The sequence below is a fragment of the uncultured Allobaculum sp. genome (assembly GCF_948576815.1).
Classification (GTDB): domain Bacteria; phylum Bacillota_I; class Bacilli_A; order Erysipelotrichales; family Erysipelotrichaceae; genus Allobaculum; species Allobaculum fili.
This window is the reverse complement of the sequence record NZ_CAPAEZ010000005.1, coordinates 15,038-34,674: the sequence shown is the minus strand read 5'-3', so window position 1 is coordinate 34,674 and position 19,637 is coordinate 15,038. Positions and strand designations below refer to the sequence as shown.

The following is a 19,637-nucleotide window of genomic DNA, read 5'->3' as shown; positions in this document are numbered from 1 at the left end:
CGCCTGTCTGATTCTGAATTAGCCGATGGAAAATCGTCTTAAAGGGCAGACGAACCGTCTTTGGCGGCATTGGCCTGTAGCTGATACTGCGCAGCCGAAAGCACGAAGCACGCGGCGGTTTCCGCGCGTAAAATACCGGTACCTAACGAACAGAGCGCAAAGCCTTTTTCTTCAAGGCGTTCCGCTTCGCCTGGCGCAAACCCGCCTTCCGGCCCGATCACAAAGCAGGCCGAAGAAAACGGATTTTTCAGGACATCGTACAGCACATGATGTTCGTCTTCTTTTTCATAGGCGCAGACATTGACCTCGCCTTTATAGGCTTCGAGCTGATTGATCGAGCAGACGGGTTCAAGATGCACAAGGCTCGTCCGGTTGGACTGGCGGCAGGCCTGTTCAAGAATGGCATTCCATCTGGCCTGCTTCTTGGCTTCCTTTTTCGGATCGATCTGAACAATCGAGCGGGCGCACGTAAACGGTACGATGCGGCTTACGCCAAGTTCCGCTGCTTTCTGCAGCATCCATTCAAACTTGTCGGCCTTAATCAGCGCCGCGCAAAGCGTCAGTTCGGCTGCCTGGCTTTGGCCCGAGCTTTCGAGCTTTTTTTCAATGCGCAAATACGGCTTCTGCTCGGTATGGGCCAGATACACTTCCTGTCCGCTAATGAGGCGGACGTCTTCTTTGGACTCGGTGCGCAGCACATCAAAGAGATGATGGGCCGTCGCTTCATCGAGTTCGACCAGGTCTCCCGCATTTAAAGGGAGCGGATAAAAAATCTGTTTCATTTTGAACTGTTTCCGCCCTGCTCGCTCATGGCTTCGAGCTTGCGCACATCGTAGCGTTTCAGACGACGGCATTCGCCTGGACGCATGTCATCAACACGGACAAAGCCGAACGCCGAACGGTTCAGACGACGCACTTCATGACCGAGCGCTTCCATCATCTTTTTGACCTGGTGGTTTTTGCCTTCATAAATCGTCAGATCCACGAGCATGCGATCGCGGGTGACGTCCTTGTTTTTAATGAAGACTTTGGCCGGCGCAAACGTTTCGCCATTGTAGCTGAACCCTTTACGCAGTTTGCGGACATCGTCCTCGCTGAGCATGCCCTGCAAGTTGATTTCGTATGTTTTGGGCAGATGGTAGCGCGGGTGCATCATCTTGTTGGCAAAATCGCCGTCGTTAGTCAGCAGCAGTACGCCGCTTGTATCGTAGTCCAGACGGCCGATCGGAAAGACGCGCACATCGGAGGGAACATAGTCCATCACCGTCGGGCGGTCCTTTTCGTCTTTCATGGACGTGATGCAGCCTTTCGGCTTATTGAGGACATAGTAAACTTTTTCGTCTTTGGAAATGGCCTTGCCATTGACCGTAATCCGGTCCGAACTGCTGGCTTTCGTGCCTAAAGTCGTGACGACTTTTCCATTGACTTTTACTTTTCCCGCCAGAATCAGCTCTTCCGCTTTACGGCGCGAGCAGATGCCGGACTGGGCAATGAGTTTCTGAAGACGTTCTTCCATATGATTATCTTGCCTTCCTGTTTTTTATGAAGCCAAACGGCGCATCGGATCTCGATGCGTCCGGCTAAGATTTAGACAAACCGATGCATCCACCGGTTTTTTTATTTGGATTCGAAAACTGGATCAGACGAAGTCTCTTTCGTCTGGTCTGTTTCTACAATACCCTGTTGCGGCCTCTCGGGCGTCTGGTCTGCCTTTGAAGCGGATTCTTCTGCGGCTTCTGAAGAGTCTGACGCCTGCGGAGTGTTCGCCGATTCCGGCTGTTTTTCTTTATCTTCCACTGTAAGTGCCTCTTCACGTTCAAAAAGAGAGCTTTCCTTCTGTTCAACTTCCACCGCCGGCAGATCGGAAAGGGCGGAAATGCCCAGGGTATCGAAAAATGATTCGCTGACCTGATAGAGCAGCGGGCGCCCGATCGTGTCGAGATGGCCGCACGTTTCAATCAGCCCGCGCGCCTGGAGCTTTTTGAGCGTAGCGTCACTGGAGACGCCGCGGATTTCATCGATTTCCACCCGGGTAATCGGCTGCCGGTACGCGACCAGCGAGAGAACTTCCATGGCAGACGGCGTCAGCGACGCGCTCTGAATTTTCGAATAGAGCTTCTGCGCGAGGGGATAGACGGATTCCTTGGCGACGTATTTCCAGCTGCCGCCATAGCGGACGAGTTCCACGCCGCGCGCTTCCTTTTTTGTATCCGCCTGCATTTCTTCCAGCGTTTCTAAAAGCGTAGAACGCTGGCACCAGTCGAGAACCGACTGAATCTGCAGAAGGGTCAGGCCTTCTTCGCCGCTGACAAAAATCAGCCCTTCCAGAAGCGCTTTTAATGATTCGTTGGTACCTGCTGAATCCATATTTCGTCCTTTCCAGAGCCGTCCGCTCGTTCTCCTTCGGAAGTATTCGCATCGCCTTCGATTTCGTCTTTTTCCTGCAGAAAGACCGCCGCGCTGCCTTCGTGCACGAGTTCGAGAACCGCAAGAAACGTCACGATCGCTTCATGAAGCGTCGTCACTTTGTCGAGCAGCTGCTCAAATCGGAAGGGCGTGGGCGTAAAAATTTCCATATTGAGAATCTGCGCCATGCGCTCTTCTACGCTCAGCTCCTTGACTTCGACTTTCGTCTGGTAGGGCTGAAGCAGCTGATGACGGCGCAGCACGCGAAGAAACGCCGAAGCGAGTGCGTTGGGTGCAATCGTAAGCGGCGTTTCGTCGCTGACCATGCTCGCCCATTCGTCGATCTGACTGGAGGGTTCCCGGCTCAGCCGCTTTTCCCGCTTTTCGTACAGTCTTGCGAGAACTTCGGCTTCCGCCTTGCACTTTTCGTATTCGCGCAGACGTCTGGCCAGCTGCTCGGCGGGATCTTCTTCGTACGTACTTTCCGGATCGTCTTCGATACACGGTTTGGGAAGCAGCTTTTTCGACTTGTATTCGAGAAGGCTGCTGAATTCGACAAGATATTCGCTGCTGACATCGAGCGCCTGCTTGAGCGCTTCGTGAATGTAGGCGCAGTACTGGCTGGCGAGCACATCGAGATTTAGCTCAAACAGATCGAGCTGAGACGAGCGGACCAGATGCAGCATCAGATCGAGCGGTCCTTCAAACTGATCGAGACAGACTTTAAATTCCATGCGCTTTGCTCCTTTCCAGTATATCTGCAGGCCAGAACAGCCTATTTCCTTTAAATAAGAGACGAATAAGAAACGAGAATGAAACGAAATACGAAGCGTTTCTTATCTAAAACGTACGGCGCTTGCGGATCTGCCCTTTCCTTTTGGAAATCCTCGGTATCGTCTGGCATGCAGACTTGATTCGGCTTGCAGGCGTGATAGATTTTTAGAGAAAGAGTGGCAGAGCCAGAGCGGCTTTGTTAAGATTGAAATTCGGTTTAACAAAAGCCAAATCCATGTTTTTTATCCGTGCGTCTGCAGACTAGGCTTTAAGCAGACGATAACTTTGTGATTATATACGATTCCGGTCCATCTTGCGAAATGCGAACGAGCCAGAGCCGGATCCCGCTTTGCATTCAGCGTAAGGAAAGGAGGAAGTCAGATCATGAAACGCGCCATTTTCTTTCTGATTGCGGCACTGTTTATTTTGCTGGTCATCGACCCAAATCTGTCGGCTTCCCTTTCACCAGAAAGTACGCAGATTCCGGTTTATGACGAAAATCAGCCGCTGCGTACTAACAACGACGTCGATACGCGAAGAAGTTCGTCCTCTCCGCTCATTTACATCAATCCCGCCCGCGGAGGCACGGATACCGGCTACATTAACCAGAACGGAACGAGCGAAAAGGATCTGCTCATGCAGATGGCGCTGACAATCGGCAGCGCGCTCGAAAACGCCGGCTACCGGGTGGAATATTCCCGCTGGTATGACGACGTTCCCGCCTGTTCAAGCACGGACGAATGCGAACAGACCCGCATGGACAAAGCCAAAGAACTCGGCGCGGACTACATTCTCGAACTTCAGGTCAATCAGGACAACTCCCTGCATCAGGGCTATTCCCTGTTTACAAGACCCGACAAGCCGGTTCTCAACGATCTGGCCAGAGAAATCGCCAGAGAAATGGAGCGGATCAGCTACTCGCGCTATGAAGGGCACGATACCGATCATTACGATTCCTTCCCCATTTTAAAGTCGGATGACATCAACGCCGTTCTGCTTCAGGTCGGCTACATTACCAATCCGCAGGATTATGAACGCATGAGCGATACCAAGTTCCAGACGCGAATCGCCCAGGCCATTACGCAGGCCTTCCTCGATACCGTCGACTGACCTATTCAATGACATCCTCAGACCATACGCCGCAGGGAAAACGGGATTTTTGGAAATCCCTTTCCCTGTGGCTTTTTTTACGAAAATCTGCCTTATGTACAAAAGAAAATCAGAAAGGATGAACAACGCATCAAAAAGTACTTAAAATGAAAAACAGCAGAAATTCCCTGGCTGAGAAAAAAGAAAACGCAAACCGGTATTCTGTGCACGGTCTGCATTCTGTATAATCAGCATTCGGATCCTGAAATCAATTCTGCGCAAAACAAATTCCCCCGCAAAACGGACCGGCTGCCCAGTTTAGACAGCCCGTCCGTTTCAGGAAAAGAGCAGATAGAAAGGCAGTTATGGACGAAAAAACGATCTATCAGGGACCCATTTTCTCGCTGATCAAAACCGGCATGCTCCTCAATGGAAAAGAAGTTGAACGCGATGTGATCCGTCACGTCGGCGGTGCCGCCGTTGTCGCATTAAAAGACAGCCAGATTCTTCTGGTCCGGCAGCATCGAGCCGGATCCGAAGAGGTCATGATCGAAATTCCCGCTGGCATGATCGATCCGGGCGAAACACCCGAACAGACGGCCATGCGCGAACTTAACGAAGAAACCGGCTATGTCTGCGATCCTCTGGAAAAGCTCTGTTCCTTTTATCCGACCCCCGGCTACGACAGCGAAAAGCTGCACGTCTATCTCGGACAGAACGCCAGAGCGGCCAGAAACCGGCTGGATCCGGATGAAAACGAGGAAATTCATCTGTTCTGGATGGATTTCGATAAAGCGCTGGAAATGGTTATAAATGGGGAAATCGATGATGCCAAAACCATCATCGGCATTCTTTTAACGGAAAGAAAACGGACAAAACGCTGACCTCACAATCGCTGCAGGCTGAGGCAGCCTGTTCTTTTTCCCAAGGCAATATAGAAATCAGACAAGAAAGATTAAGAAAAGAGAGAACAAGAGAGGAGAACCCTGTTTGGAAAACTTTATTTTCATCTCCCCCAACTACCCGGAAAGCTACTGGATGTTCTGCCGGGGCCTGAAAGAAATGGGCGCTCGCGTTCTTGGCATTATCGATACGGACTACGATTCGCTCAAGCCGGAACTCAAGGCGTACATGGACGAGTGCTATCGCGTCTCTTCCTTTCACAACTATTCGGAAGTGTACAAAGGCGTCGCCTATTTCGCCTGCAAGTACGGCAAGCCCGACTGGATCGAATCCAACAACGAAGCCTGGCTCGATCTGGACGCAAGACTGCGCGACGATTTCAACGTGAAATCCGGCTTCAGTCTGGCACAGGTTGAAGAATTCCAGTCCAAGGCCGCCATGAAGGCGTATTACGAAAAAGCCGGCATCCCTACGGCGCCCTACATCCTGCCGACTTCCTATGAAGAAGCGGTCGGCTTTGCTGAGGTACACGGGTACAATCTGGTTTTAAAACCGGATCATGGCGTCGGCGCCAGCTATACCTGGCACATCCATAATCCGGAAGAGCTCGAACGCTACTGGCAGGAAGCCGAACATCTGTCGATGCAGATGATTCTCGAGCAGTTTGTCGCCGGTAATGTTACAACCCTTGACGGTCTGGCCGACAAGAACGGAAAGATCCGCTTTCTTTGCGGCATGTCCTACGTTTCCAACTGCATGGACTCCGTTCAGAATCACGATTCGATCGGAACGTACTACAACTTTGCTATTCCCGCAGAACGCGCCGCAATCGCGCAGAGCGTGATCGACGCCTTCGGCATTAAGAGCCGCTTTTTCCACGGCGAATACTTTGAACTGACCGAAGATCAGCCGGGCCTTGGAAAGAAGGGCGATCTCTGCGCGCTGGAAATGAACTTCCGACCGCCAGGCGGCTTCTGTCCGGATCTGATCAACTATTCGTTCGATCAGGATATTTACCGTCTGTGGGCGCAGGTCACTTTAGGCTCTTCGATTGAGATGGACCTTACCGCGCCGTATTCGGCCGGTTTTGTCGGCCGTCGTACTGGCGTAAACTATCTCAATTCGGTAGAAATGTTAATGAGCAAGTACGCCAGCGAACTGATTGGCGTAGAAGTTCTTCCGCCTGCGTTTGCGAGCGCAATGGGTGACGTAACGATCAAAGCGCGTTTTACTACCCCTGAAAGGCGAAATGAGTTCTTCATCGACTCCTTTGCGAAAAACGATTAACCGACATGATTATTAAATACGATCTTTATTCCAGCAGTCTCGAGCGCGATGTGACTATTCACATGTATTTGCCCGATGACTACATGAACAGTCACAAAACTTATCCGGTCCTTTACATGTTTGACGGACACAATCTCTTCTTCGACGAAGATGCGACCTACGGCCGCTCGTGGCGGCTGCTCAACCATCTGTACGCCCTTGAAGAGGACATTATTGTCGTTGGGATCGAATGCAGTCACGAAGGCAATGAGCGGCTTTCCGAATACGCGCCCTTCGATTTTTATGATGCTGAATTTGGCGGAGGCATTGACGGAAAAGGCGATGCGACGATGGACTTCATTCTCCATACGCTCAAGCCGTACGTCGACCATCACTTCCCTGCCCGCAAGGATCGCCGGCACACATGGATCGGCGGCTCGTCCTGCGGCGGCCTGATGGCAATTTACGCCCTGTGCACCTGCTCGTCCGTTTTCTCCAAAGCCGTGGCTCTGTCCCCGTACGTTCTGCCCTGCGATTCGAGTCTTCTCTATTGTGCCGATCAGGTTTACATTCACTCACCGAGTTCTCTCTATCTTTCCTGGGGTGCACGAGAAGGCAATACCGCGCATGAGTTCGTCGGAGAAACGGCCTGCCTGACGGAACTGGCCAACATTCTGCTTTCCAAAGGCGTCCGGATGGAATTTCATGTCAAACCTCTGGGCGAACACGATGAGGCGGAATGGGAAAGTCTGGCGGATTCCTTTCTGAGGTTTCTGGTTTCATGAACCGCAAGCCAGTAATCCGTCATCTGCCCGATTTTGACGGACGGACCATCGTCATTTCCGATCTGCACGGAAACGACACCCTCTTTACACGACTGCTCGAAAAATGCTCGTACAAACCGGGAGAAGACCGGCTGATTCTCCTTGGCGATCTCGTAGAAAAAGGAACACAGAATCTCGACATTCTGCATCACATCATGGAACTGTCCAAGTATCCGGAAGTGTATGCGATCATGGGAAACTGCGATTTTGTAGCCAAAAACGTTTTGTATTCCTATCGTCTGGACTATTTGCGAAAGGTCTTAACCAACCGAAAAGAATCGCTGATTCACGAAATGGCCGCAAAGCTGAATCTTGGTCCGTTTGAAGACGTACAGGATATGAATTCGTGGGCGGCCACGATTCGAAAAGGCTTTTTAGAGGAGCTTTCCTTTCTGAACGATCTACCGCATGTGCTTATTACCCCGACGTACATTTTTGCCCATTCCGGCATCGAAAACGAAGAGACGATCGCGGACGATTTCCGCTATGTCATGACCCGCTATCACTTTGAGGAAGAAGATCATCACTTTTCCCATATCGTCGTGGTCGGTCATATGCCGGTCAGCGAATACTGTCATCGACGCGCCGATTTTTCTGTACGCCTCGAATATCAGAAAAACATTATTTCCATCGACGGCGGCAACGCAGTGAAAATTGCCGGACAGCTCAACGCTTTAATCATCAGCCGCAACTATATGGAAACCGTCAGCGACGATCTGCTCGACCGGGTCAAAGCCGTACGGACGACCCGTCCGAAAAACTTTGCGCCGTATTATGTCACATGGGCGGATTCCGAGCTGCAGATTCTAGAAAAACGCGAGAAGCAGTCGCTTGTCTATTCCCCGGGAGCGCACCGCCGCTTCTGGATCGACAATGAATTTCTCGTCGACGGCAAAGGCAGCAATTTCACCAACTACGAAATGCCGCTCAATGCCGGCGAAACCGTTCATCTCGTCAACGTCTGGGGTCATAAGGCGCAGATCAAGAAAAACAGCATTCTCGGCTGGACGGACATTTCCAACCTGGAACTGAGCGAAGAGCAGAAAGCCAGACCACTCGATCTCAGCTGAACTTGTCTATAAACAGTCAAAAGCCGCTTCGACGCGTTTCGAAGCGGCTTTTCACGTTCTTTGGACGGCTACTTGGCAAGTGGTATTGCATGGAGTAAATCAGTTGTCGGAATTGGAGGAAGAGTCTTTGAATTCAGGAATCTTATATTGGGATGTCTGAAAATCCTCTTCCCGAAAATGCCTTTCTTTTGCATTGGAGACATTTTGATCCAGTTCATTTTCCGGAATCACAGGGCAGCATGGGTTTGATCCGCCCGCGTCCTTCGACTTTTCGTCGTCTATAAGAGCTGCAGCCGATTTGCGTACATTCGTCTTTGGACGAATTCCCTGACCGGCCAGCTGCTGCTGGACGCGCATAAGCTTTTCATGCGTTTTTTTCACCTGTCGCTTGGAATAGAAGAAATAGCGGGTGAGTGTGGAAACGACCAGAATGCCCATCGCCAGCATTCCCGATATGGATAGCATGGAGATCAGCTTGGTAATGCCCGTCGCGATTTCTCCGGTCGCAAACTGCACCATCATTTCGTACGCGGTTCCTCCAGGAACGAGCGGAATGAGAGCGGGAGCCGTAAAGGTCGTCACCGTCGTCCGACATTTGCGCGCGAAAATTTCACCGAGTGTGCCGATCACCATGGCTGCCATGAAATTGGCCAGACCTTCCGGCCATTTCAGAGAAGAAAGAGCAATATAGACCACACCGCCTGCAGCGCCCGTTAAAGCGGCCAGCAGAAGATTTTTCGAGCGGACGTTGAACAGGACGCCAAAGCCCATTGTGGCCAGTCCGGCGCCCAGGAAGCCTTCCCAGAGGCATTTGACAAACAGTTCGTTCATATCAGTGCCTCCATCACGTACAGACCGATCAGAACGCCGATGGCGATGGCGCAGGCGATCAGTACGGCCTGCATCAAAATGACGACGGCGCTGAGCGGTTCATCCATAACCGAGTCGCGCAGCGCGTTGGTAATCATCAGACCCGGTACCAGCAGCATGATCGAAGAGATGATCATAATATCCTGCGACGCTTCCGGAACTAGGCAATGAAACAGTACCGCCAGAATCGCGGTCAGAAAGGCGAGAAACATGTTTACGAAATAGCTGTTGATGTGGATCTTTTCGCAGACGACGGAAAAGAAGCGAACGATCAGACCGATCAGAAAAACAAAGCCCAGCTCATAAAATCCGCCGCCAAAAAACAGGGAGAAGCCCGCGGCGCCAATCGCGCCCCACAGCGCTTTCCAGCCTGACGAATAATCGGGAAGATGTTCAATCGCTTCGATTTTTTCGAGAAGCTGATCGCACGTATAGTGATGCGATTCGGCTTTTCGGCTCAGTTCATTGACCGCACTGACCACCAGCAGATTTCGAGACGTGTCGTGAATGCGGGCCATTCGCGTAACAGTCTGTCCGCCCATTTCCACCGAGCAGATAATTCCCGTAACCATGACGTAGCTTTCGCTGCTGTCGACGCCGGGAATCGAATTGCCAAGACGGTTCATCGTCTCTTCCACGCGGTACACCTCGGCACCCGAAGACATGAGCAGAACCCCGGCTTTCAGGACGCAGTTCGCGCTTTTTTCCGCCTGATTCAGCCAGTTTTCCCACTCTCTCCACTCTCGTGTTTCTTTCATCGCCATCACCCGCTCCTATCTTTTCATGCCAGGTCCTTCGCGGGCGGTTTTACGCCCGTCGGAAAAAGAAGATTCTTCTACGATAGCCGATTGAACGTTCGGCTTCAACCGGGATTCCCTGGCGTTCAAAAGGCTGCGGGTCCGAGAGCGAAAATCGTATACGCAGCCGGATCCGCAGCCGCAGGGTGCGGCTTTTCCGTACAATTTGTATCAACGTAAACGAGATCCTGCACATATGGAAAAAGCCGTACAGAAGCAAAAGCTTCCATACGGCCAGATGAACTTGCGATATGAATTGATAATCAGATGAGCAATACCTTACTTCGATAAAGTCGGCTTAAAGGCTTTTTTCAGGCGTTTCTTCCTGCGCTTCGGCAGCCAGAACGGCTTCGTCATTGCGGCGGGAGCGGCTCATGGCCAGTTCAAGATACTGGCAGAGCGTTTTGACATCGTTCTGCGAGGTATGCCAGCTGGTGACCAGACGAATAACTACGTTGTCATCCCAGTATGTCCAGATTTCAAAATCGACTTTATCGCGCAGATAGTCAAACTGATAACGGTTGAGTACAAGGAAAATCTGGTTCGTCGTCGTCTTCATGAACAGCGGATAGCCCAGTTCAATGGCACGGTTCTGAATTTCCGCACCCAGCTTATTGGCGTAGCCCGCGTTCTTGTAAAAAGCGTCGTTTTCAAACAGACCGATAAACTGCATGCCGATCAGCCAGCCCTTGGCTAAAATGGCTCCGGACTGCTTGGCTACGTAGCGGAAATACGGACGCAGATCCGGATTGACGACAACGACCGCTTCTCCAAAAAGCGCACCGTTCTTCGTTCCGCCAATCGAGAAAATATCGACCCATTTGGCGATATCGTTCAAAGAGTAGTCAATGCCGCTCATCAGTGCGGCGCCGAGTCTTGCCCCGTCCATCATCAGATACAGACCCATTTTCTTGCAGACAGCACTCAGCGCTTCGAGCTCCTGTCTTGTATAGACGGTACCGAGTTCCGTCGCGTTGGAAATGTAGACCAGTCTTGGTTCAATCAGATAGTTTGGATCCTTGCGCATGCGCTCAACGGTCTTTTCCAGAACCGAGGCGGTCATTTTTCCATTGGAATTTGGAACAGAAATAATTTTGTGACCAATCGCTTCAATCGCGCCGGCTTCGTGTTCAATGATGTGTCCGGTATCGACCGAAAGTACGGCTTCCCAGTCGCGAAGAACGCGGCGAATCATGACAATGTTGGTCAGCGTACCCGAAACGACGAAATGAATATCGGAAGGTACGTCTGGCAGTTTGGACTGAATCAGTTCGGCTGCCTTTTTGGAATAAGAATCGGTGCCGTATCCAGGGTTGGATTCGTCGTTGGCCTGTTTAAGCAGGTCAAGAATAGGCTCTATGCAGCCTTCACCGTAATCGTTTCGAAAAAATAACATAAGTCCCCTCTTTTTCCCATTGGTATTCAGCTAAAAAATTGCTGTGATGTCAGTCAAATTATAACGGCAAACCGCCGTATGCAGACATGATTTTCCGAATTTCCCCTTACGAAATCGGATTCTAAGAATTGTACGATTTAAATGGACATCCATTTGGATGAATCTTTATGCAAAAATCATCGTTCGTCCGACATATCATGGGTGCAGACAAAAGAAATGGCCAGATCTGTTCGATGTCGATCTGGCCATCTGCTTTCCTTTTGAAAATCGGTCCGATTTTTCGCTGCGAATAATTTCTTCTGGCTTCCTGCCTGTTTTCCTGCTGTCCTCTTTTATTTCAGGAGCGCCATGGAATTGGCCGGCAGAGTCAGAATGTTGTTTTCAAGCGTAACGGGAGAAGTGCCCGTCAGCAGTTCCCCGCCCAGTTCCGCAGGCAGGCTGTTGATCTTTACGGAAGAAAGATCCACCGTCGCCTCTTTGGAAGAGAGGTTGAAGACCAGAACCGCTTCCGAGTTGGACTGGCGCTTGTCGAGAACGAGAACCTGATCAGTGGACAGATCCTGCAGACACGTTGTGGTGCCTTCGGAAATGGCGAGCCAGGAGTTTCTCAGCTTAATCGCCTGCTGTACGAAATTGAGAATCGAGTTTCCGTCCGCTTTCTGCTCGGAAAGCGAGCCGAATTCGAGATCGATTTCCTGTCCTTTGGTTTCGGAATCGGTGTTTTCTTCTTCGTCTTCTTTCGGCATTTCAATAGCGTCAACAATCAGATCGGTCTGTTCACTGGTCAGGCCGAGTTCATCGCCGGAAAGGATAAAGATCTGCCCGCTGGTCATAATCTGCAAAGCCAGCGCCATTTTATACTGCGGCAGGCGGCTGCTCACTTTGAGCAGATCGAGAGAATTCTGGTCGGAATTGATAAAGGAAGCGTTCATTCCGTTGGACTGGTTACCCGCCGACTCGAGCCACAGACCAAGATCCTTGGCTGGAATCGCACCGGTTACGGCTTTGCCGATCATGCCCTGTGCGCCTTCCCCTTCTTTGCAGGCACTGTAGGCGGGGATCGGCGCAAGCGCATCGTTCCAGTTTGTATACGAATAAACGACTTTGGCGTTCGGGTTCATTTCCTGTACGCTTTCGCTCATCCAGGTCATGAATTCCGCGCCCTGTTCCTGGTTTTCACCGAATACGGCATCAAAATCAGGAATGTAGAACCCACTGACACCAAGATTGATCAGATGGCGCAGTCCGGTCTGCAGCTGTACACGGACATTGATATTGCCCATGTTGAGTTTTGGAATGGATGTCTGCGGCAGAGAACGGTAATAGTAGGCCGTTGTTCCAATCTGGGTCCAGCCGTCCTGTCCGCCGTGGTCCTTTTCAATAAAGAACATGTCGAAAAGATCCGGGTTCAGACTGAAGAGATCTTCATGATCCGGGTTCTGATTCACAAGATCGCACATGGCTTTAAAATCCGCATTTTCCTGCGAAATATAGCCGATTTCCAGAGAAACCATAACCGGAAGGTTCAGACTTGCTCCGCGATTGCAAAGCGAAGAGAGATCGTCATCGATTCCCAGATTGGGATCGATCGTCACAAAATCCTTTGGCGCGTTCTGGTCGTCGACCGCAAAGAGATTGGTCAGCAGAATTCCGCTCATGTTCAGATCGTTAGTCGTCTCCATGTCGCCGTCCGACAAGTATTCGATATCGGTAAGAATGCTGGAAATGGTTCCGGCCGCCCCGGTCGCCCGGTCTGTAAACAGCGCCGGATTCACCTGATACCAAAGGCGCATGTCGCTTTCGGAATTTACGATATTTTTCGAGTTGACCGTATCCATTACGCTGAGGGCGGTCACCTTTGGTTCTTCTTTCGTTTGATTCGAGCAGCCTGCCGCACTGATGAGAAGTGCCGCAGAAAGGGCCGCCATTAAAAACTTTTTCATGAAAGTCCCCCTGGTCTGAAGGCCGTAAACAAGATGGAATGGATCTTTCCGGATCCAGTTGTTAAAAGCGATCGTCTTTTTTGTTTGAGGCCTCATATTTGAACAGACAAAATTGAATGTGATTTACAAGTACTGGTAATTCTTTATAAAGCACCCGCAAAAGCAAGGCAAGCGGGTGGTCTCTTCCTAACATATATGGAATAAAAACAGGATTCCAAAAGCTCTGACCAGAATCTGTGCGCCGTTTTGCAGAACGATGGCTTGTCGAAACGCGCTGATCCTTTGAACTTCGGATATTTTCATTATACCTGATGTTCTTAAAGAATCATGAATCACTCCGTTTGCGTATAAGGGACATATCCTCAATTCTGTTTAGAAAATCCGGACAGTTATTTAGAAATGCGACAATATTCGATCGAATGCCGATGTATTCCCGATTTTTGCCGAAGAGTTTTCTTTTCCCTTCCCGCTTCTGTAAGGGCATTCTTATTGGGCGTTTACAGACACCTTCCTCTGTTCAGATCCCTAATTTAGCCAAATCCATAAAGCAAGTTTTCAAAGCATTTCGCTCCCTGACTTACTCGAATTCCGGGGCTTCGGCATACGTGAAACCTTTCGAAATCCTATGCCGATTGTCTGGGACTTATTTTTACAGACAGGAAAGATGCTTGAAAACGCGCACAGAAAAACGCGTAACCAAAGTCCTGCACTCCACCACACAAAAAACCTCTGGATTGTTTTCAAAATCCAGAGGTTCGTTTTTTCATAAAGATTGGGTTAGGTAAGGCTTATTTCACCATGCCCATGGGCTCATCCTTGAAGATGCGCTCATCCATGAGCTTGAGATCTTCCGCGATCGCCGGTTTGAATTCCATCTGATCGAGAATATCTTTCTGCAGGTCAACGCCAGGAGCGATTTCGACGAGGGTGAATACGCCGTCCTTCAATTCAAATACGGCACGTTCAGTAACGTAAAGAACTTTCTGTCCGGCTTTCTTTGCAAATTCAGAAGAGAACGTAACCTGTTCTACGCTGTCCTTGAATTTCTTGATGCGTCCTTCGTTGACAATTTCCAGCTTGCCGTCGCCAATTTTTTCTTTCAGACCGCCGGCAGTGAATGTACCGCAGAAGACAACGACCGGAGTGGACTGGGTGATGTTAATGAATCCGCCGCAGCCCGCGATTCTTGGACCAAAACGGGAAACGTTGATGTTTCCGGTTTTGTCGCATTCCGCCAGACCGAGGAAAGCCTGATCGAGTCCGCCGCCGTCATAGAAGTCAAACATGGCTGGCGAATCGATGGTGCATTCCGGGTTGGTGCAGGCGCCAAAGCCTACGCCGCTGGCTGGTACGCCGCCGATGTTTCCGGCTTCGACGGTCATTTTCAGACCAGGGAGGCCTTCTTCGTTGGCGACATTGGCGATGCCTTCCGGAATACCGATACCCAGGTTCACGATCGCGTTTGGCGTAAGTTCCATTGCCGCACGACGGCTGATAACTTTACGCGCGTTCAGCGGCATGGGTTCCAGGGCATCCAGAGGACGCTTGATCTGTCCGGAGAATTCCGGTTTATACGGATCAAGATAGCTCTGCCAGTGGTTTGCCGGAGTGCCTTTTACGATGTAGTCCACCAGAATTCCAGGTACTTTGACATCTTTTGGATTGAGCGTTCCGTTCGCGACTACGTCTTCGACCTGAGCGATGACGATACCGCCGGTATTTTTAACGGCTTCAGCCATAGCCAGCGCTTCCAGGAAGGCAGCTTCTTTTTCCATGGTCATATTACCGTTTTCATCCGCATAAGTTCCGCGAATGACACCGACATTGATCTTCTTGAACGATTTGTAGCGGAGATATTCTTCTCCGTCGATAACCATCAGTTCAACGAGATCGTCCTTGGTGACATCGTTCATTTTGCCGCCCTGCAGACGCGGGTCGACAAACGTGTTCAGACCGATTTTGGTAATTACGCCTGGACGGTTGCCGGCGATTTCACGAAGAAGCTGTGCCAGCGTACCGATCGGCAGGTTCCAGGCCTGAACCTTATTTTCCGTAACGAGTTTCTGCAGGGCAGGAACCAGGTTCCAGTGTCCGCCGACGATGGAACGAAGCAGTCCATCGTGTGCCAGATGGTTCATGCCCAGCGCGTCGGTTCCGTCACCGACGTTTGTCGGGAAAAGAAGATCAAGATCTCTTGGATGCCCGGTTTCGAGGAAGCGTTTTTCAATGGCATACGTTACTTCCTGCGGATGGCACATGCCAATAAATCCGCTCATGACAATGCGGTCGCCGTCTTTAACGAGATCCGCTGCCTGAGCTGGAGTAATAACTTTCGACATTGAATGTCCTCCTGACTACTTGTTCTGGAACTGTTTGTCTTTGACTTTGTTAAGGAAGCAGTCCATGCCGTATTTCTGGTCTTCGGTTGCGAAGCATCCGGAGAATTTTTCTACTTCGGTCTGGATGCCTTCATCCATCGTTTCGTTGAGACCTTCGTTGATCGCTGCTTTAGACGCAGCAACGGCTTTTGGAGCGTTTTTCGCGATGCCGTTTGCCATCTTCATAGCAGCTGCCATGAGTTCTTCGGCTGGATATACAGCGTTTACCAGACCAATTTCGAGGGCTTTCGGCGCTTTGATGTTACGAGCGGTGTAGATGATTTCCTTAGCGATGCCGACAGGAACGATGCGAGCCAGACGCTGGGTTCCGCCAAAGCCCGGAGTGATGCCCAGGCCGACTTCCGGCTGACCAAATACAGCGGTATCAGCAGCAAGACGGATGTCGCAGGCCATAGCCAGCTCGTTTCCGCCGCCGAGTGCGAAGCCGTTAACGGCAGCGATCACTGGTTTTTCCATGGTTTCGATCATGCGGAAGACTTTGTTTCCGAAGGCGCCGTATTCAGCAGCTTCTTCTACGGTTTTGTCTTTCATTTCGGCGATGTCTGCGCCGGCAACGAACGATTTGTTTCCAGCACCGGTAATAACAACGGCACGGATTTCGTCATCGTTTTTAACGTCGTTTACTGCAGCTTCGAGATCCTGCAGAACTTCAGTGGAAAGAGCATTGAGCGCTTTCGGGTTATTGATGGTGATCAGAGCAACGTTTCCGTTTTTCTCGAGAAGTACTTTATCCATGATTGATCCTTTCTTCACGGCTCAGTATTCGAAAACAGGACAGTCTGAAAACAGATCCATACCTGTGAAACCGTCTGCAAAAATTTGAAAGAGAAAAACTGCGCGGCTTCAGGCCGAATAATTTGAGCGAGTATATGGTTTACGGTAAAATTTGAACCCTGTAATGCGGGGATTACAGAGAAAGAAAAGGTAAAGAAAGGGGGAAACGAACGTCTCCCCCTTTGATGACAAAGCGCTTATTTCTTGTAGTTGTAGAAGCCTTCGCCGGTTTTGCGGCCAAGTTTGCCAGCGCGAACCATCTTCTTGAGAAGAGTTGTCGGACGGTACTTGGGATCGCCGGTTTCGTCATAGAGAACGTTCATGATAGCCAGAACGACATCCAGACCGATCAGGTCGCCAAGAGCCAGAGGTCCCATGGGGTGGTTGGCACCAAGCTGCATAGCGGTATCGATATCTTCAACAGAAGCGAGGCCTTCCTGAAGAATGCCGGTAGCTTCATTGATCATCGGGATCAGAATGCGGTTAACAACGAATCCAGGTCCTTCTTTAACTTCAACCGGTGTTTTGCCAATTTCTTTGGCTGTAGCGATAACTTCGTCTTTTACTTCTTCTGGAGTGTTGGCGCCAGAGATAACTTCTACGAGTTTCATGCGGTCAGCCGGGTTGAAGAAATGCATGCCGATTACCGGATGCTTGATTCCGTTAGCGATTTCTGTGATGGACAGAGAAGAAGTGTTCGTAGCGAAGATGGCATCGTCTTTAACGATTTCATCGAGCTTTGAGAATACGTCTTTTTTCAGAGCCATCTGTTCGAGAGCAGCTTCAACAATCAGATCGCAGTCAGCGAGATCTTCGTAAACGCCGGCAGCCAGGTTGGCTTTTGCAGCTTCAGCGGCTTCCGGAGTGATTTTGCCTTTGGCAACGAGTTTGTCCTTGCCAGCGCAGATTTTGTTGATGCCGTTTTCGGCCCATTCTTTTTTAACGTCAACGACGGTAACTTTATTGCCGGCAGATGCAAATGCGTTTGCAATGCCCTGGCCCATGGTTCCAGCGCCGACTACACCAATTTTTTTCATGTTTTTTACTCTCCTTGATCAGGGACGGTCATCGATCGCCGTCCGATAATGAGAACAAAGACGACAGGCTCCCAGGCCATAACGGCCGGGGAGTTTCTGTGTCTGAAATTTCTGAGGGTACGGATGATCCGAAAAGATGAATCCGTACGTCATATAAAGAGCGAAGCAGATCCATGCGGTACGAACGTACCGTATGGAGAAGAGAAAGGTTTATTACTTCGCAGCTTTGATCGCTTTGATTTCTTCAATCAGAACCGGCAGAACGGATTCAACGGTTCCAACATAGCCCTGGTTGGCAATTTTGAAGATTTCTGCTTCCGGGTCACGGTTGATCGCGATGATGTAATCGGATTTTTCCATGCCCGCTACATGCTGAACGGCACCGGAGATACCGCAGGCAATGTAAAGGTTAGGACGAACGGTTTTACCAGTCTGACCAACCTGTCTTTCTTTAGCCAGGAAGCCGTCTTCAACAGCAGCACGGGTTCCGGCAACTTCACCGCCGAGCAGTTTTGCGAGTTCTTCGCAAAGAGGCAGAGCGCCTTCAGCACCACGGCCAACGCCAACGAGGATATCGCATTTGGTGATATCTACACCGGCAGCTTCTTTTGGTTCGATGCCTTCTACAACAACTGCAGCTTCTGTGTCGTTCCATTCTGGAGTGAATTCAACGACTTCGCCCTTGCGGGAAGTATCTGGTTTTGCCATGTCGAATACTTTCGGACGGATGGTCGCCATCTGCGGACGGGTATTCGGGCAAACGATTGTACCGAACAGGTTACCGCCGAATGTAGGACGGGTAACGAGCAGGAGAGCGTCATCATCCGGGATCTGACGAGCAGCAGCGCCGCCGCCGAGGGTGATGTTCTTTCCAATTTCAATACCGGTAGCGTCAGCGGTCAGACCTGCGTTGATACGTGCAGCAACACGCGGTGCAAGGTCGCGGCCGAGAACGGTAGCGCCGGTCAGCAGAGACGAAGGTTTGAATTTTTCAATAACCTGAGTCAGAGCGTCTGTGTAGAACTGAGTAGAGTAGTCTTTCAGCTTCGGATCATCGACAACGATAACTTCATCAGCACCGTGAGCGATGACGTCAGCTGCTTTGTCTTTTACGTTTTCGCCAAGGAGAACGCCGACTACTTTGTAGCCGAGTTCCGGAGAAGCATCAACGAGTTCACGAGCTTTGTTAATCAGTTCGTAGCCGACTTCCGCAGGCTGGGAATTTTTCTGTTCTACAAATACGTAAATATCTTTGTAATCTGGAAATGTAGCCATGACAATCCTTTCTACTTCTTGATCAGCTGTTTCTCGTTGAGAGTTTCAGCGATTTTCTTACCTGTTTCTTCAGCGGACAGGTTGAAGGTTTCCGTTTCAGCCGTTACATCCTTTGTGAATGTGCGGTAAACCTGGGTCGGAGATCCGGCCAGACCGATCTGGCTGAGCGGAAGATCTGCAGCGAGATCATCGTAAGTCATGATGACAACCGGCTTGTTGAAGGAATCAACAATGTCGTTGCAGTTCATGTAGCGAGGCTTGTTCATGCCGGAAAGCGTAGTGATTACAGCCGGCAGTTTAACAGCGACGATCTGTTCTTCATCTTCGAGAGATTTTCTTACGCGAACATGATCCGGAGCAACTTCGAGAATTTCATCTACATAAGTTACCTGGGGCAGGTTCAGACGTTCAGCGGTCTGCGGACCAACCTGAGCGGTATCGCCGTCAATCGCCTGACGTCCGGCAATGATCAGGTCATAGCCGATTTTGTCGAGCGCAGCAGCAAGGGTGCGGCTGGTTGCGCAGGTATCTGCACCGCCAAGACGACGGTCAGTCAGAAGGTACGCTTTGTCAGCGCCGCGGGCGATGGCTTCCTGGAGCATCCCGGCAGCCTGAGGTGGACCCATGGAGAGGACTTCAACGACTACATCGTCCGATTTGTCTTTCAGAGCAAGAGCTGCTTCCAGACCGGCGAGGTCATCGGGGTTGATGATGGAAGGTACGCCGTCACGAACGAGGGTTCCGGTTTTCTTGTCGACTGTAATTTCGGTTGAGTCAGGTACCTGTTTAGCTAATACAACAATTTTCATAGTAT

The 19,637-nt window shown here is 50.6% G+C and carries 18 protein-coding genes; 5 read left to right on the top strand and 13 right to left on the bottom strand.

Annotation, left to right across the window (positions count from 1 at the left end):
* Positions 1-38 precede the first annotated feature (38 nt).
* The 4 genes from Q2J39_RS01220 to Q2J39_RS01205 all read right to left on the bottom strand — a co-directional run bounded on the left by Q2J39_RS01220 (position 39) and on the right by Q2J39_RS01205 (position 3,140).
* Positions 39-782: a 16S rRNA (uracil(1498)-N(3))-methyltransferase gene (locus Q2J39_RS01220; protein WP_288338878.1), complete on the bottom strand. Its 744-nt coding sequence runs from the start codon at positions 780-782 to the stop codon at positions 39-41.
* The gene (locus Q2J39_RS01215) at positions 779-1,516 is read right to left on the bottom strand and encodes a pseudouridine synthase (RefSeq protein ID WP_230267390.1); all 738 of its coding nucleotides are present in this window, start codon (positions 1,514-1,516) and stop codon (positions 779-781) included. Before Q2J39_RS01215 ends, Q2J39_RS01220 begins: the two co-directional genes overlap by 4 nt.
* A 101-nt stretch (positions 1,517-1,617) precedes the next feature.
* Positions 1,618-2,367 carry an SMC-Scp complex subunit ScpB gene (gene scpB, locus Q2J39_RS01210; RefSeq protein WP_230267388.1) on the bottom strand — a complete coding sequence of 250 codons (750 nt, stop codon included), beginning with the start codon at positions 2,365-2,367 and terminating at the stop codon, positions 1,618-1,620.
* Positions 2,337-3,140 carry a ScpA family protein gene (locus Q2J39_RS01205; protein ID WP_230267386.1) on the bottom strand — a complete coding sequence of 268 codons (804 nt, stop codon included), beginning with the start codon at positions 3,138-3,140 and terminating at the stop codon, positions 2,337-2,339. Before Q2J39_RS01205 ends, scpB begins: the two co-directional genes overlap by 31 nt.
* Before the next feature lie 424 nt (positions 3,141-3,564).
* Here Q2J39_RS01205 and Q2J39_RS01200 point away from each other — a divergent pair, with 424 nt between their 5' ends.
* From Q2J39_RS01200 to Q2J39_RS01180, 5 genes are all read left to right on the top strand, one after another.
* A complete protein-coding gene (locus Q2J39_RS01200) occupies positions 3,565-4,290 on the top strand; it encodes an N-acetylmuramoyl-L-alanine amidase (protein WP_230267384.1) in 726 nt (241 codons plus the stop codon).
* A 344-nt stretch (positions 4,291-4,634) separates the two neighbouring features.
* Positions 4,635-5,153 (top strand): NUDIX hydrolase, encoded by a 519-nt coding sequence (locus Q2J39_RS01195; RefSeq protein ID WP_288338877.1) that lies wholly within the window; start codon positions 4,635-4,637, stop codon positions 5,151-5,153.
* A 106-nt stretch (positions 5,154-5,259) separates the two neighbouring features.
* The gene (locus Q2J39_RS01190) at positions 5,260-6,459 is read left to right on the top strand and encodes an acetyl-CoA carboxylase biotin carboxylase subunit family protein (RefSeq protein WP_230267381.1); all 1,200 of its coding nucleotides are present in this window, start codon (positions 5,260-5,262) and stop codon (positions 6,457-6,459) included.
* Between the two features lie 5 nt (positions 6,460-6,464).
* Positions 6,465-7,223: an alpha/beta hydrolase gene (locus tag Q2J39_RS01185; RefSeq protein ID WP_230267380.1), complete on the top strand. Its 759-nt coding sequence runs from the start codon at positions 6,465-6,467 to the stop codon at positions 7,221-7,223.
* Positions 7,220-8,332, top strand: coding sequence for a metallophosphoesterase (locus Q2J39_RS01180; RefSeq protein ID WP_288338876.1), 1,113 nt, complete (start codon positions 7,220-7,222; stop codon positions 8,330-8,332). Before Q2J39_RS01185 ends, Q2J39_RS01180 begins: the two co-directional genes overlap by 4 nt.
* Positions 8,333-8,431: 99 nt before the next feature.
* Here the strand turns inward: Q2J39_RS01180 and Q2J39_RS01175 are convergent, their stop codons facing one another.
* From Q2J39_RS01175 to Q2J39_RS01135, 9 genes are all read right to left on the bottom strand, one after another.
* A complete protein-coding gene (locus Q2J39_RS01175) occupies positions 8,432-9,163 on the bottom strand; it encodes a threonine/serine exporter family protein (protein ID WP_288338875.1) in 732 nt (243 codons plus the stop codon).
* Entirely contained in the window at positions 9,160-9,966 is an 807-nt protein-coding gene (locus tag Q2J39_RS01170) for a threonine/serine exporter family protein (protein WP_288338874.1), read from the bottom strand. The genes Q2J39_RS01175 and Q2J39_RS01170 overlap by 4 nt, the downstream gene beginning before the upstream one ends.
* Before the next feature lie 331 nt (positions 9,967-10,297).
* Positions 10,298-11,395, bottom strand: coding sequence for a low specificity L-threonine aldolase (locus tag Q2J39_RS01165; protein ID WP_230267372.1), 1,098 nt, complete (start codon positions 11,393-11,395; stop codon positions 10,298-10,300).
* A 332-nt stretch (positions 11,396-11,727) separates the two neighbouring features.
* Positions 11,728-13,338: an alpha-amylase family glycosyl hydrolase gene (locus Q2J39_RS01160; RefSeq protein ID WP_288338873.1), complete on the bottom strand. Its 1,611-nt coding sequence runs from the start codon at positions 13,336-13,338 to the stop codon at positions 11,728-11,730.
* Between the two features lie 788 nt (positions 13,339-14,126).
* The gene (locus tag Q2J39_RS01155; RefSeq protein WP_230267900.1) at positions 14,127-15,677 is read right to left on the bottom strand and encodes an acyl CoA:acetate/3-ketoacid CoA transferase; all 1,551 of its coding nucleotides are present in this window, start codon (positions 15,675-15,677) and stop codon (positions 14,127-14,129) included.
* A gap of 15 nt (positions 15,678-15,692) precedes the next feature.
* Complete coding sequence (locus tag Q2J39_RS01150; RefSeq protein ID WP_230267899.1) at positions 15,693-16,472, bottom strand: enoyl-CoA hydratase-related protein; 780 nt, start codon at positions 16,470-16,472, stop codon at positions 15,693-15,695.
* Between the two features lie 236 nt (positions 16,473-16,708).
* Entirely contained in the window at positions 16,709-17,548 is an 840-nt protein-coding gene (locus Q2J39_RS01145; RefSeq protein WP_230267898.1) for a 3-hydroxyacyl-CoA dehydrogenase NAD-binding domain-containing protein, read from the bottom strand.
* A gap of 213 nt (positions 17,549-17,761) precedes the next feature.
* Positions 17,762-18,823 (bottom strand): electron transfer flavoprotein subunit alpha/FixB family protein, encoded by a 1,062-nt coding sequence (locus Q2J39_RS01140; RefSeq protein ID WP_230267897.1) that lies wholly within the window; start codon positions 18,821-18,823, stop codon positions 17,762-17,764.
* Positions 18,824-18,834: 11 nt separating this feature from the next.
* Complete coding sequence (locus Q2J39_RS01135; RefSeq protein ID WP_230267896.1) at positions 18,835-19,632, bottom strand: electron transfer flavoprotein subunit beta/FixA family protein; 798 nt, start codon at positions 19,630-19,632, stop codon at positions 18,835-18,837.
* Between the last annotated feature and the right edge of the window lie 5 nt (positions 19,633-19,637).

Excerpts from the sequence above, each read along its gene's own strand:
- Q2J39_RS01160 (WP_288338873.1), bottom strand. The coding sequence starts at position 13,338 with ATGAAAAAGTTTTTAATGGCGGCCCTTTCTGCGGCACTTCTCATCAGT.
- Q2J39_RS01155 (WP_230267900.1), bottom strand. The coding sequence starts at position 15,677 with ATGTCGAAAGTTATTACTCCAGCTCAGGCAGCGGATCTCGTTAAAGAC.
- Q2J39_RS01220 (WP_288338878.1), bottom strand. The coding sequence starts at position 782 with ATGAAACAGATTTTTTATCCGCTCCCTTTAAATGCGGGAGACCTGGTC.
- Q2J39_RS01200 (WP_230267384.1), top strand. The coding sequence starts at position 3,565 with ATGAAACGCGCCATTTTCTTTCTGATTGCGGCACTGTTTATTTTGCTG.
- Q2J39_RS01165 (WP_230267372.1), bottom strand. The coding sequence starts at position 11,395 with ATGTTATTTTTTCGAAACGATTACGGTGAAGGCTGCATAGAGCCTATT.
- Q2J39_RS01215 (WP_230267390.1), bottom strand. The coding sequence starts at position 1,516 with ATGGAAGAACGTCTTCAGAAACTCATTGCCCAGTCCGGCATCTGCTCG.
- Q2J39_RS01135 (WP_230267896.1), bottom strand. The coding sequence starts at position 19,632 with ATGAAAATTGTTGTATTAGCTAAACAGGTACCTGACTCAACCGAAATT.
- Q2J39_RS01205 (WP_230267386.1), bottom strand. The coding sequence starts at position 3,140 with ATGGAATTTAAAGTCTGTCTCGATCAGTTTGAAGGACCGCTCGATCTG.
- Q2J39_RS01150 (WP_230267899.1), bottom strand. The coding sequence starts at position 16,472 with ATGGATAAAGTACTTCTCGAGAAAAACGGAAACGTTGCTCTGATCACC.
- Q2J39_RS01185 (WP_230267380.1), top strand. The coding sequence starts at position 6,465 with ATGATTATTAAATACGATCTTTATTCCAGCAGTCTCGAGCGCGATGTG.
- Q2J39_RS01195 (WP_288338877.1), top strand. The coding sequence starts at position 4,635 with ATGGACGAAAAAACGATCTATCAGGGACCCATTTTCTCGCTGATCAAA.
- Q2J39_RS01145 (WP_230267898.1), bottom strand. The coding sequence starts at position 17,548 with ATGAAAAAAATTGGTGTAGTCGGCGCTGGAACCATGGGCCAGGGCATT.
- Q2J39_RS01175 (WP_288338875.1), bottom strand. The coding sequence starts at position 9,163 with ATGAACGAACTGTTTGTCAAATGCCTCTGGGAAGGCTTCCTGGGCGCC.
- Q2J39_RS01140 (WP_230267897.1), bottom strand. The coding sequence starts at position 18,823 with ATGGCTACATTTCCAGATTACAAAGATATTTACGTATTTGTAGAACAG.
- scpB (WP_230267388.1), bottom strand. The coding sequence starts at position 2,367 with ATGGATTCAGCAGGTACCAACGAATCATTAAAAGCGCTTCTGGAAGGG.
- Q2J39_RS01180 (WP_288338876.1), top strand. The coding sequence starts at position 7,220 with ATGAACCGCAAGCCAGTAATCCGTCATCTGCCCGATTTTGACGGACGG.
- Q2J39_RS01170 (WP_288338874.1), bottom strand. The coding sequence starts at position 9,966 with ATGGCGATGAAAGAAACACGAGAGTGGAGAGAGTGGGAAAACTGGCTG.